Raw genomic sequence first — 17,502 nt, 5'->3', positions numbered from 1 at the left:
AACGGGGAGCCTCATGAAAATAATCTCGACCAATGTCTTTGTCGGCCCGAATGTCTGGGCAAGTTTTCCGGTCATTCGCCACGTCATTGATCTGGGCGTTCTGGAAGATTGGCCTTCGGCCAAAATTGGTTCCGAGTTTATTGATGCATTGACCCAGGCCCTTCCCGGTCTGGCGGAACATGGCTGTTCCTACCGCGAACCCGGTGGTTTCATCCGCCGATTGCGCGAAGATGAAGGTACTTGGCTTGGTCATGTTTTGGAACATTGTGCCATCGAAGTGCAGAACGTGGCCGGTTCGGATGTAACCTTTGGCCGCACGCGCGGCACAGGCAAACCCGGCCAATACAACATGGTTTACGAATACCGCCAGCGCGATGTTGGTCTGGACGCAGGCAAGCTGGCAATGCGGCTGCTGATGCATCTATTGCCGCAATCCCTCAAGGAACAGGTGGACTACGACTTCGACCCGGAATTCAACTGGGATGACGAGTTGCGTAGCTTTGTGCTGCGGGCGCAGCGCAAGGAGTTTGGTCCCTCAACCGGCTCATTGGTTAAGGCCGCGCAAGAGCGTGACATCCCTTGGATCAGGCTGAATTCTGGGTCACTGGTTCAGTTCGGGCACGGCAAATACCAGAAACGCATTCAGGCAACCATAACCTCTGAGACCAAGCATATCTCGGTCGAGATTTCCTGCGACAAGGAAGACACCCACAATCTGCTGAACGATCTGGGCCTGCCTGTGCCGCAGCAACGCATGGTCTATTCCGCGCGTGAAGCCGTGCGCGCCGCCGCACGGATCGGGCACCCGGTGGTGGTCAAACCGCTCGATGCCAATCATGGGCGTGGTGTTTCGATCAACCTGAACTCGGATGAAGAGGTCGAGGCAGGCTTTGCCGAAGCCAAGGAACATTCCCGCAGCCGCGCCATTCTGGTGGAAAGCTTCATCACCGGGTTCGATCACCGGATGCTGGTGGTGAACAACAAGCTGGTCGCTGTAGCCAAGCGCGTGCCGGGCCATGTGGTAGGCGATGGCACGCACACGATTGCCGAACTGGTCGATATCGTGAACGAGGATCCGCGCCGTGGCATCGGGCATGAAAAAGTGCTGACCATGCTGGAGATCGACAATCAGGCCAACCGCCTGATGGAAAATGCGGGCGTGACGGAAGAAACTGTGCTGCCTGACGGCGAGGTCTTCTATCTGCGATCAACCGCGAACCTGTCGACTGGCGGCACGGCCATTGATCTGACGGATGTGGTGCACCCTGACAACCGTGACATGGCCGAGCGTGCCATCATGGCCGTCGGGCTGGATGTGGGCGGCGTCGATTTCCTGATCGACGACATCACCAAATCCTACAAGGATATCGGCGGCGCGATTGTCGAGGTGAACGCCGCCCCTGGTTTCCGGATGCACGTGGCACCGTCCGAAGGTCAGCCGCGCGACGTGGCGGGCAAAGTGATCGACATGCTGTTTCCGGCCACCGAGGAAACCCGCATTCCCATCGCGGCAATCACCGGAACCAACGGCAAGACGACCACTTCAAGGATGCTGGGGCACATCATGAAAACCAGCGGCAAGACCGTTGGCATGACCTCGACCGATGGCGTTTATGTTGACGGCAAGCTGAGCGTCAAGGGCGACATGACGGGACCTAAGTCGGCACAGATCGTTCTGCGCGACCCGGCTGTCGATTTTGCGGTGATGGAAACCGCACGCGGCGGACTTGTGCGCTCGGGTCTGGGCTATCAGCGCTCGAACGTAGCGGCCTGCCTGAACGTCTCGGCAGATCATCTGGGTCTTGGCGGCATCAACACGGTTGAGGAACTGGCCGTTGTCAAACGCGTGGTGGTGGAAAGCGCCACCGACACGGCAGTTCTGAATGCCGATGACATCAACTGTTTGAAAATGGCCGACTATGCCACTGCGGATCAGATCTTTTATGTCACCACCAATCCGGGGCACAGCCTGGTCAAGGAACATATCAAGGCAGGCGGCAAGGCAATTGTGCTTGAAAAGGGCATGAATGGTGACATGCTGACCATTTATGACAACGGTCTTCATATCCCGGTGCTGTGGTCGCATCTGATCCCGGCGGCATTGGAAGGTAAGGCCATTTTCAACGTCCAGAACGCGATGTTCGCCGCCGCGATGGCCTATAGTTTCGGAGTGGACCTGGACAATATCCGCCATGGGCTGCGCACCTTCGACACCAGCTATTTCCAAGCACCCGGGCGGATGAATGTCTATGACGAGCATCCCTTCAAGGTGATCCTCGACTATGGCCACAACCCTGCCGCGCTCAAGGCGATGGCGGCGCTGGCCGATCAGTTGGAGGTCAAGGGCCGAAGGCTGTGCGTTGTTGCGATGCCCGGCGACCGGCGCGATGAGGATATCATCGACGGGGCCGCCGCATTGGCCGGGCATTTTGATCATTTCATCTGCAAGGCAGATGACCGCCGCCGGGGCCGTGGACACGACGAAGTACCGCAAATGATGCGGCAGGCCCTGATCGACAACGGCGTCGATGATGCCGCGATCACGATCATCCCGGATGAGGTCGAAGCGGTGACTGCAGCGTTGGAACAGGCCGCACCGGGCGATCTGCTGGTGATTTTCGGTGATGACACAACGCGCTGCTGGAAGCAGATCATCTATTTCAACTCCGATAGCGAAGCGCCAGTCACAGAGGCTGCGCCGGTGGCAAGCCCCATCGACACCTCGTTCGAGGACATGTTCGAAAGCGACCAGAACCTGATCCGGGATGCGCGCGGCGTGCGCCTGGCCCGCGACATCAGCGAAGACGCGGATTAAGCGGGGGTACCGGAATGGACCGGATCGAAGAGCTTGAAAACGCGCTGACAATTGAAAGCGCGTACGCCGATCATATCCGGGTAGACGATGCCCGACGCTTGACCGGGCCGGGACTGTTGTGGAACCGCCCCGGCGCGGTGATGGATGTGTTTTTCACCGATACCGGCACCGCGCAGGTCACTGCTTTGTGGGAAAAACACGCGCGCCGCGTGCTGGACGCACTTGGCTGGCAGGATCAGGACGTAACCCACCGCAGTTTCACCGGTGGCGTCAATCTGGCGATTTCAGCACCGATGGATCAGCTCTATTCCGCGATCTTCGCGGTGCAAACCGTCTGGCATTTCTGTGCTGCCGAACTGTTGGCATCCGAGCCCGGCGATTTCGATCAGATGGTTGCGGATGTCAAAAGCGTCATGGAGAAGGAAGCCAATCCCGCGCTGATCGCCCTGATTGCGGCAGCAGAAGCGTATGGTGTGGATATCCTGTGCGATGATGACGAAGTGTCGATCGGGTACGGTACTGGCAGTCAGACCTGGCCGGTCGATGCGCTGCCTACCCCCGATGACTTGGACTGGTCGGCTCTGCACAATATCCCGGTGGCCTTCATTACCGGAACCAACGGCAAAACAACCACAACCCGTTTACTTGAGGCGATCGCGCGCGCTTCAGGCAAGGTTGCCGGGCTGACCTCGACCGAATTTGTGCGGGTGGGAGACGACATTCTCGACCGTGGCGATTATTCCGGCCCCGGCGGCGGGCGAATGCTGTTGCGTGACAAAAGGCTGGAGGTCGCCTGTCTGGAAGTCGCGCGCGGAGGTATCCTGCGCCGGGGTCTGCCGACCCGCGCCGCAACGGCAGCGGCGGTCACCAATGTGGCAAACGACCATCTGGGGCAATACGGGGTCAACACGGTGCCGGAACTGGCTCAGGCCAAATTCGCCGTGCATCGCACGCTGGCCGAGGGGGGCGTGCTGGCACTGAATGCCGATGACTTGTATGTCCGCGCAGAAGCGGAAAATACATCCGCAAATATCTGGTGGTTCTCGCTGGATGTGCAGAACAACCTTGTCCGTCAGGCGCGTGATGCGGGCAAGTGCTGCGCCTATGTGCAGGAGGGAGATATCGTCTTTTTCGACGGTGCGGCCGAACAGGTAGTTATTGCAGTTTCCGATGTTCCCCTGACCATGGACGGCGCTGCGAAATACAATATCCTGAACGCGCTGGCGGCCCTGTGCCTTGCCTTGGCACTGGACTTGCCCGTTCAGGGGGTTCGGGATGGGTTGGCCGGGTTCAAACCCGACGCCAAGGACAACCCCGGACGCTGCAACGAGTTTAGTTACAATAATGCGCGTGTTTTTGTGGATTTTGCGCATAACCCGCACTCGATTTCGGCCGTTTGCGATGCGCTGTCAAGCCTACCGGCGAAACGGCGTTTCATTATGCTCAGCCATGCTGGCGATCGGTCGAATCAGGATATCCGAGACGTTACCGCGACGGCGTTAAATTTCCAGCCCGACGTAGTCGTCGCAGCCGAACTGGAAGGGTATTTAAGAGGTCGCGAATTGGGAGAAATCCCGGACCTGATCAAAAAATCCGCCTTAGAACAGGGATATGACGCGCAACAAGTCCTGAGAGCATCTTCGCCCTCTCTAGCTGCCTCGATGATATTGGAAAAGCTGGAACCGGGTGATCTTGCCTTGCTGTTGGTCCTGTCCGAACGCGACGCCGTGCTCGCGATGCTCGACGGGTAAAAATCAAAGACTGTTGCCGGATTCATGGTGTTATAGTTGGCACGAGGCAATATCAGTAAGCGCAGATGCAGATAGTCAGCACCCCGGGTGCCTAAAATGTTGCGCCTTTGCCCTGAGACCGTTCAGAGGCGGAATGGCGCAGAACCAGCCATTTGATCGTTGCGCAGCAATTGGTAGATTTGTGGCCCCATGCAGTCATTCGCTGCTATTTGTTCGTATGATTGCTTTGCGGACAACGAAGTCACCGTTCGCTGCACCTGCAGCTTGGTCAGTTCCGAATTTCTGGAAGGCGCATAAAGCGGTCTTTGCAAAGTCCCACGAGTCGCCCAAAGCCGCCATCTATTCCCGCAGGATACAGTGGCAGATTTGGGAGATCGGTGTCAAACTGAGCGCCCGGACCACGCCGGATCAGGCGGTAGGCAGCAAGGCGTCGGCCATATTCTGGTAGCAGACGGGGCGCAGGAAGCGTCTGATCGACAGAGTCCCGACCGAGGTGGCGCCGAAATTGGTGGAGGCTGGGTAGGGGCCGCCGTGGACCATGGTATCGGAGACCTCGACCCCGGTAGGGAAGCCGTTGGCGAGGATGCGTCCCGCCTTGCGTTCGAGGATCGGCACTAGCGATTGTGCCGCCTTAAGGTCGGCGTCGTCCATGTGCAGCGTGCAGGTGAGTTGGCCCTCAAGGGCAGTCGCAACGGCACGCATCTGGTCGAGGTCGTCGGCCTCGACGATCAGGCCGAGGGGGCCGAACACTTCCTCGCTCAGCGCCTCATCCGCCAGCCAGTCGGCAGCGGAGACCCGGTAGAGAAAAGGCTTGGTGTCGCGCTGGTCGCACATAGTGGTCAGCACCTCGCGCACGCCGGTGCCTTTGGACACACGGGCCTGCCCGTCGCGATAGGCCGCCGCGATACCGTCGGTCAGCATGGTCTGGGCGCCGGTCTCTTTCAGCGCGGCGCTGGCGCTGTCGGCGAGCGTCTCGGCCTGCTCTTTCAGCACCACGGCAATGCCGGGATTGGTGCAGAACTGCCCCGCGCCCATGGTCAGAGATCCGGCCCAGCCGGTGCCAATCTCACCCCCCCGCGCCTCCATGGCGGCGGGCAGCAGGAACATCGGGTTGACCGAGCCCAGCTCGCCAAAAAACGGGATCGGCTCGGGGCGCTGCGCGCAGAGGTCGAACAGCGCCCGGCCTCCGGCGAGGCTGCCGGTGAATCCGACCGCCTTGATCAGTGGATGCTGCACTAGGCGGGTGCCCACATCGCGCTTGCCGCCCTGCACAAGGGAGAACACGCCGGGATGCACGCCACATTTGGCGATAGCAGTATGGATTGCCTCGGCGATGATCTCGCCGGTGCCGGGATGGGCGGAGTGGCCCTTGACCACCACCGGGCAGCCTGCGGCCAGCGCGGCGGCGGTGTCGCCGCCGGCTGTGGAGAAGGCCAGCGGGAAGTTGGAGGCACCGAACACCGCGACCGGGCCGATGGGGCGCTGGATCATCTTCAGGTCCGGGCGTGGCAGGGGCGCGCGATCCGGCAAGGCTTCGTCATGGCGCTGATCGAGATAGTCGCCAGCAAGGATATGCGAGGCGAAGAGGCGCAGTTGCCCGGTGGTGCGGCCGCGCTCGCCCTGCAGGCGCGCCTCGGGCAGGCCGGTTTCCTGGGTGCCAATCTCGGTGATCGCCTCAGCGCGGGCTTCGATCTCGTCGGCAATGGTGTGGAGAAAGGCAGCGCGGTCCTCGCGGGTGGAATAACCAAAGGACCAGAACGCCTCTTCGGCGGCCTCGACGGCGGCATCCACATGGCCAGGCGTGCCGACCGAGAAGTCATGCGCGGGTCCGTGGGCGGGATCAGAGGTGAAGGTGGCATCTCCGGCGACCCAGTTCCCGGCAATCAGGTGTTTTCCGTGTGGTGTGAATGTCATCTTACTTGTCCCAGTGTGTAACCATGTTGCACGCAATGTCGAAAGCGGCACGTGTGGCGCCAACATCAGCGCGGCCCTGTCCGGCGATGTCAAAGGCGGTGCCGTGTGCGGGGGTGGAGACCGGGATCGGCAAGCCGCCCTGCACGGTGACGCCGCGATCAAAGCCCAGCAGTTTGAGGGCGATCTGGCCCTGGTCGTGATACATGGTGACCACCGCGTCGATTTCCTTGGCCACCGCCTTGAGGAACACGGTGTCAGAGGGCCACGGGCCATCGACGGCCATCTGGCCCTGGGCAAGTTTGCGCACAGTCGGTTCGAGAATGTCGATCTCTTCGGTGCCGAAATTGCCGCCATCGCCTGCATGCGGGTTGATCGCGGCCACCGAAATCCGGGGGCGTTCAAGGCCCGAGCGGCGCAGGGTGTTGTGGATCAGGTGTACCGCTTCGGCCACGCGCTCTTCGGAGATCGTGTCGGCCACGTCGCGTAGCGGGATATGGCTGGTGACGCGGCTGGTCCACATGCCGTCCAGCGTGTTGAGCTCCGATATGTAGTTGGTCACGCCCAACTTTTCGGCCATGTAATGCAACTCGTCATCATACCCCAGACCGGCCAGATGCATGGACGCCTTGTTGAACGGGCCAAAGACGATCGCATCGATCACGCCGGTTTGCGCGAACTCGAGTGCCTGATCCAGCGTGCGAAGAACCGATGCGCCCCCGGCCTCGGTCACTTCGGCGACCTGCACCTTGTCCGCCGAAATCGTGTCCATGGCGTGAAAGGCAAACGCTTCGACCTCGGTCCAGTCCGATGTTTCAGCATCAACTGCAGTCATGTCGAAGTCCTGCCCGGCCACGGCCTGTCCGGCTTGGAACACATGCGCATCGCCGATCAGAAGGATATCTGCGGCCTCGGCCACGCCTTCGTCAGCCAGCAGACGCGCAATCAGTTCCGGCCCGATGCCGCTGGGGTCACCGGGGATAATGCCTATTTTGGGTTTCATGTTCAGTCCTCTGGGGCTTCTTCGTTGTCCTGTGAGCGGATACGGGCGATATTCTCGATCGTGCTTTTCAGATGGTCTCGCAATGCACGGCGTGTGGCCTTGGCGTCGCGTTTTTGCAGGGCGTCGGTGATTTCTGCATGTTGAGACAGGGTGTTGTCGCGCCGGTCCACCTGTTGTGACGACAGGAACCGGGCACGCCAGAGGCGGGCGTTGTATTGCCGGTGGGTTTCGATCAGCGGCTCGTTCCGGCTGGCCTCGACAATGGCGGCGTGGAACTGCATGTCGAGGCGAAAAAAGTCCAGGGGTTTGAGCGTGTCTGACCCTTCAGCCATCCGTGCGGCCAGCCGTACGATATCAGCAATTTCGGCCATGGTGGCCTCGCGGCAGGCGGTTTCGCCTGCCAGCGCCTCAAGCGCGCCAAGAACCGAGATATACTGTGTCAGTTCGTGCAGCGACGGATCGGCCACACGCGGGCGGCGGGTGGCGGAATATTCCACCAGCCCTTCGATTTCGAGCAGGCGCAGCGCCTCGCGCAAGGGCGTGCGTGACACACCCAACGCCTCGGCTAGATCACGCTCGGGAATCGCGGTACCCGGCGCCAGTTTTCCAAGCAGAATGAACTCACGCAGATTGTCCGCAGCTTCCTCGGCAAGGGTCCGGCGGGGGCGCACCCCGCCTTCCTGTTTCAATGTATCCAGCCAGGCGTCGCTCAATTTACTTTCCCCAATTCAAAACCAGCGGATCCAGCGGCCTCAGCAGGTCTATCAGGCGGGCGCGGATTGCCGGGTGCAAGGGCGGGATCGGGTGGCGGCAGAAATCAGATTTGATCACGCCGCCCTCGACCATGGCCGCCTTGCATGACTGCCAGCCACATTGCCGGTTTTCGTGGTTGATTGCCATGGCCACGCGACCATATGCGGCGGTCGCCTCTTCGATGCGACCCGCATGGTGGTGGTTGAGGACGGGCTTGATCTGATCGACGATCATGCCCGAGGTCATGGATCCGGTTGCGCCCGCGTCCAGGTCGGCCAGCAGCGTGATGGCTTCTTCCCCGTCAAAGGGGGCTTCGATGGCGTCGCCCCCCTGTTCGATCAGTGCGCGGATCTTGTTTGCGGCGCGGGGGCATTCAATCTTGAACAGCTTGACCGCCTCGATTTCTCTGGCCATGCGCACCAGAAGCGAAATCGGCAGGTCCACGCCGGAGAGCGGCGCATCCTGCACCATGATTGGGATGCCGACCTCGCCCACCGCCGCGAACTGCTCGAAACTCTGCTCGGGCGTGCCTTTGAGCAACGCGCCGTGATAGGGCGGCATCATCATGACGACATCGGCACCCAGATCCTTGGCGAATTGTGCGCGTTCCACTGCGATCTGCGTCGCGTAGTGGCTGATGGTGACAATCACCGGGACGCGGCCCGCTACGTGTTCCACCGACAGGCGCGCCAGAACCTCGCGTTCAGCATCCGAAATCAGGAACTGTTCGGAGAAATTGGCCAGCACACAGATGCCATCTGCGCCCTGATCGATCAGGCAATCCAATGCCCTTTTCATTCCTTCGAGGTCAAGTGAGCCGTCTTCGTTGAACGGGGTTGGCGCAACGGGCCAGATGCCGGTGTAGGGGCCGCTCATTCCGTCACCTCGAAATCGCTCAGGTACTTGTCGGTGATCTCGATCCCCAGACCAGGCTTGTTGTCATCCAGATCAAGGAACCCGTCCACTGCATCCGGGTCGCCATCGAAGATGTAATAGAACAGCTCGTTACCTACTTCGACATCGAAGACCGGGAAATACTCCGAAATCATGCAATTCGCATTGGCCATGGTCAGATGGTAATTGTGCATCTGCCCGGCATGCGGAATGACCGGCACCTGAAAGGCTTCGGCAATGGCGTTGATTTTCTGCGCCGCGGTGATGCCGCCCACGCGGTTGGTGTCATATTGCAGGACGCTGACGGCCTTTTTCTCGATTAGGTCTTTGCAGCCGATCACGGAAAACTCATGCTCGCCGCCCGAAATGGGCACGATGTTCATGGCGTTCAGTTCACGATAGCCTTCGACGTCGTCAGCAATCACCGGCTCTTCCAGCCAGCGGGGTTCATATCTGGCCAGCCTGGGCAGCATGCGCTTGGTGTAATCGACATTCCAGCCCTGATAGCATTCCAGCATCAGATCCACGTCATAGCCAATGACTTCGCGCACCGCTTCGACCCGCTTGAGATTTTCGCGCATTCCTGCCGGCCCATCCTTGGGGCCCCAGCCAAAGCGCATCTTGTATCCCTGGTAGTTGTTCTTGCTGGCTTCTTCGGCCTCGGCCTGCATGGACTCGATGGGCCCGGAATAGAGCTTGGAGTAATAGACCGGGATCTTTTCCTTGGTGCGGCCGCCGAGCAGTTTGAAAACGGGCTTGCCGGTCAGCTTGCCCATCAAGTCCCAGATCGCGAGGTCCACCGCCGAGATCGCGGTCATGCCGATGCCCTTGCGGCCCCAGGCGTGTGACCGGCGGTACATCTTTTCCCAGAGATAGGCGTAATCAAACGGATCTTCGCCGATCACCATAGGTGCAAACCACTCGTCAATCGCCTGTTTCACCACGCTCGGCGCAAGGGCTGCATTGCCGATCCCGATGGTTCCGTCTTCGGTCTCAATCTCGCAGGTCAGCCACTGGTGGAAGCGGAAGGACGACATCGCATCGCCTTTCTCCCACAGCAGATCACTGGCATTGGTGCAGAAATTGCCTTGCGGAGGAACAGTCTTGCCTTTCCAGTTCCAGACGCGCGTGCGGACGGATTTTACTCTTGTCATTGCTTATTCTCCGGTCGACTCGACGGGCGAGCGTTGTTTGAAGAGCAGTCCCCAGACCATCGGGCCGAACAGGGCCAGTCCGGTCAGGACAAAAAAGAAGAGGGCCAGCGGACGGGTGAACATCAGCCACCACTGTTCGTCCAACATCACCATGGACTGGCCCAGGCGGGTTTCCAGCATGCCGCCCAGGATCAGGCCGATGGCCATGGGCACCACCGAGAAGCCGTGGCGGCGCATGAAGAAGCCGACGATGCCCGAGCCGATGGCAATCCACACATCCATCATCGACTGTTCCAGCGCATAGGCGCCAACGATCGAGAAAATGAACACGATGGGCCACAGGATCTGGATCGGGATCAGGGTGACGCGGGCAAAGATCTTGGCGCCCCAGAGACCGATGAAGAAGAAGATCACGTTGACCAGCATCATCGACCAGAAGATGGCGAATGCGAAATCGGCCTGTTCGGTGAACATGGTGGGGCCGGGGCGCAAACCATGGACCATCAGGCCGGCCAGGATCACTGCCGCCGTTGGGCTGCCGGGGATCCCCAGTGCCAGGGTTGGCACCATGGCACCGCCGGTGGCCGAGTTGTTGGCGGCTTCGGAGCCTGCGATGCCTTCCAGTGATCCCTTGCCGAATTCCTCGGGCTTCTTGGACCAGCGTTTGGCCTCGTTATAGCCGATCATCGAGGCCACGGTGGCGCCCTCTGCCGGCAGTATGCCGATGAAAGTGCCGATGCCGGACGAGCGCAGGATGGTCTTCCAGACACGGGCGTAATCTTCACGGCTCGGTAGCTTGATCGCCTTCATGATCACCTGCTTGCGTTCCACATGCAGGTTGTCGGCCTGGATCAGCAGTTCCGAGATGCCGAACACGCCGATCATCACCGGCACAAACGGAATGCCTTCGCTGAGTTCATTCATGCCGAAGGTGAAACGTTCGATCGAGGTCAGCAGGTCGATGCCGACCGTAGCCAGCAGCACGCCGAAGGCACCCGAGACGATATTCTTGACCGGAGATCCGTCCCCGATGGTGGCCAGCATCGACAGGCCGAACACGGTGAGCGCGAAATATTCCGGCGGGGCAAAGTTATAGGCGGCCCGCGCCATCAGCGGGGCGGCCGCCATTAGGGCTACGACCGAGATGATGCCGCCGATGGTCGAGGAGACCGCCGCCATCCCCAGCGCGCGGCCTGCCTCTCCCCTTTGGGCCAGGGGATAGCCGTCTAGGCAAGTGGTGGCACTGGCCGATGTCCCCGGCGTGTTGATGAGAATGGCGGTGATTGCCCCGGCAAAGGTCGCGGCGCAATAGATCGTGGTCAGGATCGCGATGGCCGGGATCGGGTCCATCGTGATGGTAAAGGGCAAGAGCAGGGCGACGCCTGTGGTGGCGTTCAGGCCCGGCAGGGCGCCCACCAGAACACCGCCCAGGGTCGCGGCAAAGATCAGCACCAGGAGCTGCGGATCGGCGAGGGCCATCAGGCCGTTGAGGATAGCTGCGTCCATGGGTCAGTTACTCATACCAGAAGTTGGTCAGCAGACCGCGCGGAAAGCGGACTTCGAAAATGCCGTCGAACAGGAAGAACACGGCGGTGGGGGCGATGAGGCCGACCAGCACGATCGCCCAGATCCGGCGTTCGCCCCAGAGGGCGGCCAGCGAGGCGGCGAAAAGGCTAAGGGCCAGGAACAGGTCGATCTCGCCCACCAGCACGAAACCGATCAGCAGGCCCATCGTCATCTGCACCATCTTGGTGAGGCGTTCAGGCGCTTCGGAACGGTCGCGGAACAGCAGCCAGATCGACAGAAAGATGATCAGGCCGAGCACCAATTGCGGGAAATCAGATGGCTGCATCCCGCGTTTCAGGATCGGGGGAACCCGCTCGAACTGGGTGCTCAGCCACCAGGCCCAGGCGCAGAACGCGATGATGCCCAGCGGAATCGCCATGCGCGAGATCGCGCGGCGCTGCGAAACGGGGTTTTCGGTGGGGGTCTGCATGTCAGATCTCGAAAGGGAAAGAGGGCGCAGCGACCGGAACCGCCGCGCCGCAAATGGTCAGGTTACTCGATGAAGCCGAGCTCTTTCAGAGCCGCTTCCATGTCGGTGACCATAGTGGTGATCTGGTTGCCCCAGGCCTCCGATCCGACGACCGAAGTGCTGTCGAGCCCAACGCTGTCCAGGAAGCCCTGGTAGACACCGTGGTTCATCGAATTCATCAGTGCGTCCTCGATCATGGCGGCAACATCATCGGGCGTGTCCTTGTGAACCACAAAGCCGCGCACGGTCGAGAAGCTGACATCGATGCCCAGTTCCTTGGCGGTGGCGGTATCCGGCAGGCCGGACATGCGCTCATCGGCCAGAACCACGATCGGGCAGACATCGCCTGCGTCGATCTGAGACCCGGCCTCGGCCAGGTTCAGCACGGCTGCGTCAACCGCACCGGCCACCAACTGGGTTGCCAGTTCACCGCCGCCGTCAAACGGAACGATCTTCGGGGTCTGCATGCCGCCCTTCTTGGTGAACATGAAGGCCGAGACGTCGTCGATATTGCCCAGGTGGGTGGTACCGTAGGAAATCGGCGCTTCTTTCTGAGCCGCGACAAAGGCTTCGGCGTTGTCATAGGCGCCACAGCGGACCATCAGGATCTGCGGGTCGTCGGTGCCGCGGGCGATCGGACGGATATCGTCCAGCGTCATCTTAGTCTTGCCCTTGGCCACGGTGGCCGCGTGGCCGATGGTGAAGGTCAGGATGGTGTAACCGTCGGCAGGAACTTCGAGATAGTGGTCCATGGCAACGGCGCCACCGCCACCTTTCTTGTTGACCACGACCATGTCGGTTTTCAGCTCACGGCGGGCGCGGAGCATCATCATCCGGGTGGTGACGTCCGTGCCGCCGCCATTGCCGGCGTGGGTCACGACTTCAATGGTCTTGGACGGGTATTCGTCAGCATTGGCCACAGCGCCTGTCAGGGCCATTGCCGCCACGGATACGGTGGCGAGAAACTTCTTCATTCTGATCCTCCTCAGGGTACCGAACCGACCTCTCCCAACGGGCCGATTCGCAATCTCACGAGGATGATGTATCAGGTATTTGGTGTTTGGTATACCAAAAATCGCCGCCAACAAAAAAGACCTGCAAATTCGGGAATGGTTTCGTGAGCGCAGGACAAAAGAAAATCCAGCTCAAGACCGGTAACAATTGAAAGTGAAAGTGATTGTCAGCTTTTCAAACAACGCTACAAATGAGCGTGTCCGCTTCGGGCTGAGTGCGGCCTGATGCGCTTGCAGCACTAAGGTTACAGGATCAAGTCCGCTCTGGGCTCGAAACCGCCATTAGCTGCGTCTTGTACGAACGTCCGCTTTGCCCTTTCAATGGTTTTCCAATAGGGCTTGCCCTAGTGAGACAGGAATGATCTGTGGAAGGGATGTCTCATTAGACTAGGTATTGATTTTTGAGACACAATGCCTCATATGGTTTGAGAACCGTGTGAGACAGGAGCGCCAAAATGCTTATCGGCTATGCCCGAACTTCGACACTAGACCAAAAAGCCGGTCTGGAAGCGCAACGTGGCGAACTTGAGACGGCTGGTTGCGAAAAGTTGTTTGAGGAGCAGGTATCATCTGTCGATGTAAGAGCGCGCGAAAGGCTCGCTGAAGCGTTAGATTACGTGCGCGAAGGCGATACGCTCATCGTTACGCGGCTGGACCGGCTAGCGCGATCAGTGCCGCACCTCTTGAAGATACTGGACAAGCTCACAACCAAGGGCGCTACACTCCGCATCCTGGGTATGGGCATTGATACGGGCACACCTACTGGTAAGCTGATGCTGACAGTCTTGGGCGGTATCGCCGAGTTCGAACGTGAGATTATGTTGGAGCGGCAACGAGAGGGTATCGCCAAAGCGAAGGCCGCCGGAAAATACAAAGGACGGAAGCCAACTGCCATGGCTCGGTCTAAGGAAGTTTTAGAACTGCATAGAGCGGGCGCGGGAGCCACGGAGATAGCCAAAAGACTTGGGATTGGGCGAGCCTCTGTCTACCGCATTCTATCCACGAAGACGAGTGCAGAGCTCGCCTAGCGAACGACTTGACGCAAAACTAGTTCAGCTCAACCAGGTGAAGTGAACTCAAGTTCACCGACTTCACATTCTGGCTGAAGAAAATGCGGACCTTCGTATCGCCTGGAATGAACGACTGCTATGCGGACAAACCAGCCCTCCGAAATCAACTGACGACCGGGCAAAAGTACTTTCGACGCAATTCGATTGTTTTGCCTGACAGCGAGATTACAAAGCTACAAGTTAATCCGCACACGCAACCCGATGACCCAAGGATCTTCATTACTGAAACCGGGATTGTTGATGTGCTGAAGGTCACCTGTGATGGCAATGTTGTCGGACACGTCGAAGCGGTAGAATGCCTCGACCGTCGTTTGTGTGTCCAACGCACTGTCGCTCGGGTCGGCGATCGTAACGCCAAGGCCAATGAGGTCGTCATAAAAACCGGGTCGCCATAGCACACCCGCATTGACCGCGCGGTTGGCGATAGGTGCGGTGCCGTCCGACCAGCCCAATCGCCCAAAGACCATTAGGTCATTCTCAAACGTGTGATTGGCCGACAGCATCGCTCCTTTGGCAGAGGGAACTCCGGCGTCACTGCGCTCATCGACATGAAAAAGACCGAGATGCAGGTTGGTCAGGTATCGCTTTGAGGGCTCGGGCGTCCATCCTATCTCGCCGTAGGTGAAGAACTCAGAGCCGCCCGGGAACCAGTCAATATCTGTCAGCGATCCATTGGCGTCACTGACGAGGCCAAGCGCATAAATCTGATCCGTCAGAAAGCCGCCTCCCGCGATACCGAACCCAGGGTCAGGGATTGGAAGGACCGGGCTGAATAGGATCGAAAAGTTGGAAAACGTTGTACGCGGGTTCACATAGCCGAGAATGTCGCTGTAGTCGCCAGGGTCAATGCGACCAGCTACGAAACCGGCGCGCCCACCAGCTAGTGCCTGCGCCCAATAAGCCACGGAGAGTGTGGTTTCCGTGGCTGAGAAGGTAACACCGGTGGCGCCGACGTAACCGATTTCGCCTGCAAGCCCAGACGGCGCAATAGGTTGTCCAAGGCGGTGACGGTTCTCCAAGATGAAGACCAAGCTGCCGGTGTTGTCGCCGCCGCGGTTCAGGAGGTCCCAGTTCCCTAAAATGCGGAACTGTCCCGATGCGGCCTCGTCGGTGCCACTCAGACTGTCGGAAGATTTCTGATAGAGCGCCTGATAGTCAAAGCTCAGGTTCAAACCCGTGCTGTCTCTGAGCCGTTCGCGAGCCGCTTCGATGGGATCAAACCATCGGTCCAATCCTGGCGAGCGACTGTCTTCCAATCGCCGCAGCCGATCTTCTTCGAGCTGCGCAGGAGCGGAACCCGGCCCGCCGATCGATGCTTGCGCTGTGGCCTCCAATCGGTTTGCGACAGAGGTGTCTGCGAAGGCTGACACCGCACAGGCAGTCAGGGCAATCGTACAGGTCAGACGTGAAACGAAGAGACACAATTGCAAACTAGTTGTCCCGACGCGGGTCTTCAAAATCGGGCAGATCAGCATGCCATTGATACCGTTTGTCATCAAAATCGATCACAATGTCTCCGTTCGAAATCAGTTCATAGCGCACGGGTTTGCCCGGACGCGCACCCAATAGTGAATTACCATCACGAACTACAAACTGCCCTGAGACGATAACGTGCGGGATGCCTGTTGGCGGCGTCGCTCTGTTTCCAATTTTCATGTCCGCATTGTCTGCGATGGTGTCCGGATTGAAGATCGTGATGTCTGCGATCATGCCCTCTTGCATCCGGCCACGTTCCTGCATGGCCTCAAGACCAAGTCGGGACAAGTATTTCGCGGGGGTGTAAGACGCATTATTCACAGTATGCATCAAAGGAATACCGAGTTCACGCGATAGCCGGAACACGTAGCTGTACGAACGCGCATTTCGCGGGTGTCCGCCATAAAGCTCCGTATCGGCACCCTCGGGCAGAACCTCGCCGTTTTCGTCGAAGTAAGTGATCACGTCGTTTGCGATGGCCACATCCTTCATAAACGGCCATTGATTGAGCCATTCCTCTTCGCGCACCAACACGAAGACGCCCATTCCCGGGTCGTCGGCTTGCATGGCCTCGAATTCTTCCTCTGACGCGAAGGGTTTTCCGGTCAATGGATTAAAGATGGTCGTGGTGGGATCCATATTGTTTGCGGCGCGTAGCTCCGGTGACATCAATTGCGGTGTCGCAATGTTCGGATTACCGAACACCGAAGGATAGTATTCACAGAAGATGGTGTAGCCTTTTTCCTGAAGGCGCTGACATATCTCATACGTTTCCTGCCATTCGGAATTTTGCATGTGCGACATCACGGCTGCGCCATCCAGTACAACCATGTTTGCAACAACTTCCCTGACACCGATTGTGTAGTCAGTGGGCAGGCTTTCAGTTGGACCAAATCGAGTATGGGCGCCAAAGATCCGGTCGTATTTCTTGGCAAGTTTCTGCAGGTCAAAAATTTCATACGTCGGTGTTCCATACCCCATGTAGCCAACAGTCGTGTTGACTGAGACAGCCCCATCACGGATGCCCTGTTCGAACATGCGGAGTATCTCTTTGTGCTGTTCGTCCGTTGGCACCTCGACCGCCCACTTGGAAGCGCCACCAATGCGTCGGGCCAGTTCTTCAGCCCAAGCCCGAGAGTTCAATACGTAGGTCGGGTCAGACGTGTCCTCCGGGCTCAGGCCATCCATAATCACGCGGCGTACTTCCTCATGGCTGACACCAACACCATAATTCAGCAGCGAATTACCGTCGTAGCGGTCATAAAAGAATGGAACGTTTGCCACACCAACTTCGATGTCGAGCAGAGTTGTTGTGCCATCCCGTGCCATCATGGCTTGTTCAAATGGTGCAAACGAATGCGAGTGCGTGTTGATGAAGCCCGGGACGACCGCGTGATCCGTCGCATCAAGTGTTTCGGAGCCGGATATGTCATCTGAAGTAATCGTGACAATGCGATCTGAAACCACACAAACATTGGCGATCGCATCATAACCGCTTTCCGGATCCATGACGCGACCGTTCAAGATAGCCAGGTCGCAATCCTGCGCACTGACTGCTCCCGGGAACAAAACTGCTACCAAAAGAATAATCAGACGTTTCATTATATTGGCTCCCTTTCGAGCAAGT

General features: G+C 59.0%; 13 protein-coding genes. 3 read left to right on the top strand and 10 right to left on the bottom strand.

Features of this window, described 5'->3' with window-relative positions:
* Nucleotides 1–13: 13 nt before the first annotated feature.
* Nucleotides 14–2,815, top strand: coding sequence for a cyanophycin synthetase (gene cphA / locus AC2FIB_RS11125; RefSeq protein ID WP_496842060.1), 2,802 nt, complete (start codon nt 14–16; stop codon nt 2,813–2,815).
* Between the two features lie 14 nt (nt 2,816–2,829).
* Nucleotides 2,830–4,566 carry a Mur ligase family protein gene (locus AC2FIB_RS11120; RefSeq protein ID WP_496842059.1) on the top strand — a complete coding sequence of 579 codons (1,737 nt, stop codon included), beginning with the start codon at nt 2,830–2,832 and terminating at the stop codon, nt 4,564–4,566.
* Between the two features lie 408 nt (nt 4,567–4,974).
* On the opposite strand, the gene AC2FIB_RS11115 is transcribed toward AC2FIB_RS11120, so the two are convergent.
* The 8 genes from AC2FIB_RS11115 to AC2FIB_RS11080 form a co-directional block, all read right to left on the bottom strand.
* Nucleotides 4,975–6,480, bottom strand: a complete 1,506-nt coding sequence (locus AC2FIB_RS11115) for an aldehyde dehydrogenase (NADP(+)) (RefSeq protein WP_496842058.1) — start codon at nt 6,478–6,480, stop codon at nt 4,975–4,977.
* 1 nt (nt 6,481) lies between these two features.
* Nucleotides 6,482–7,480, bottom strand: coding sequence for a 4-hydroxythreonine-4-phosphate dehydrogenase PdxA (locus AC2FIB_RS11110; protein ID WP_319544657.1), 999 nt, complete (start codon nt 7,478–7,480; stop codon nt 6,482–6,484).
* 2 nt (nt 7,481–7,482) lie between these two features.
* Nucleotides 7,483–8,193 (bottom strand): GntR family transcriptional regulator, encoded by a 711-nt coding sequence (locus AC2FIB_RS11105; RefSeq protein ID WP_319544656.1) that lies wholly within the window; start codon nt 8,191–8,193, stop codon nt 7,483–7,485.
* A 1-nt stretch (nt 8,194) separates the two neighbouring features.
* Nucleotides 8,195–9,109 (bottom strand): dihydrodipicolinate synthase family protein, encoded by a 915-nt coding sequence (locus tag AC2FIB_RS11100; protein WP_496842057.1) that lies wholly within the window; start codon nt 9,107–9,109, stop codon nt 8,195–8,197.
* A complete protein-coding gene (locus AC2FIB_RS11095) occupies nt 9,106–10,281 on the bottom strand; it encodes an L-rhamnonate dehydratase (protein WP_496842056.1) in 1,176 nt (391 codons plus the stop codon). The genes AC2FIB_RS11100 and AC2FIB_RS11095 overlap by 4 nt, the downstream gene beginning before the upstream one ends.
* 3 nt (nt 10,282–10,284) lie before the next feature.
* Entirely contained in the window at nt 10,285–11,787 is a 1,503-nt protein-coding gene (locus tag AC2FIB_RS11090; protein ID WP_496842055.1) for a tripartite tricarboxylate transporter permease, read from the bottom strand.
* A 7-nt stretch (nt 11,788–11,794) separates the two neighbouring features.
* Complete coding sequence (locus AC2FIB_RS11085) at nt 11,795–12,277, bottom strand: tripartite tricarboxylate transporter TctB family protein (protein WP_319544653.1); 483 nt, start codon at nt 12,275–12,277, stop codon at nt 11,795–11,797.
* A 62-nt stretch (nt 12,278–12,339) separates the two neighbouring features.
* Nucleotides 12,340–13,290, bottom strand: coding sequence for a Bug family tripartite tricarboxylate transporter substrate binding protein (locus tag AC2FIB_RS11080; protein WP_496842053.1), 951 nt, complete (start codon nt 13,288–13,290; stop codon nt 12,340–12,342).
* A 494-nt stretch (nt 13,291–13,784) separates the two neighbouring features.
* Here AC2FIB_RS11080 and AC2FIB_RS11075 point away from each other — a divergent pair, with 494 nt between their 5' ends.
* On the top strand, nt 13,785–14,357 hold the full coding sequence (locus AC2FIB_RS11075) for a recombinase family protein (RefSeq protein ID WP_496842052.1): 573 nt from the start codon (nt 13,785–13,787) through the stop codon (nt 14,355–14,357).
* Between the two features lie 215 nt (nt 14,358–14,572).
* On the opposite strand, the gene AC2FIB_RS11070 is transcribed toward AC2FIB_RS11075, so the two are convergent.
* Both AC2FIB_RS11070 and AC2FIB_RS11065 read right to left on the bottom strand, forming a co-directional pair.
* Nucleotides 14,573–15,895, bottom strand: coding sequence for a carbohydrate porin (locus AC2FIB_RS11070; RefSeq protein WP_496842051.1), 1,323 nt, complete (start codon nt 15,893–15,895; stop codon nt 14,573–14,575).
* Nucleotides 15,831–17,477, bottom strand: a complete 1,647-nt coding sequence (locus tag AC2FIB_RS11065) for an amidohydrolase family protein (RefSeq protein ID WP_496842050.1) — start codon at nt 17,475–17,477, stop codon at nt 15,831–15,833. Before AC2FIB_RS11065 ends, AC2FIB_RS11070 begins: the two co-directional genes overlap by 65 nt.
* Between the last annotated feature and the right edge of the window lie 25 nt (nt 17,478–17,502).

This window comes from Ruegeria sp. YTSA072 (assembly GCF_059610285.1).
This window is presented reverse-complemented; position numbering and strand designations above follow the sequence as displayed.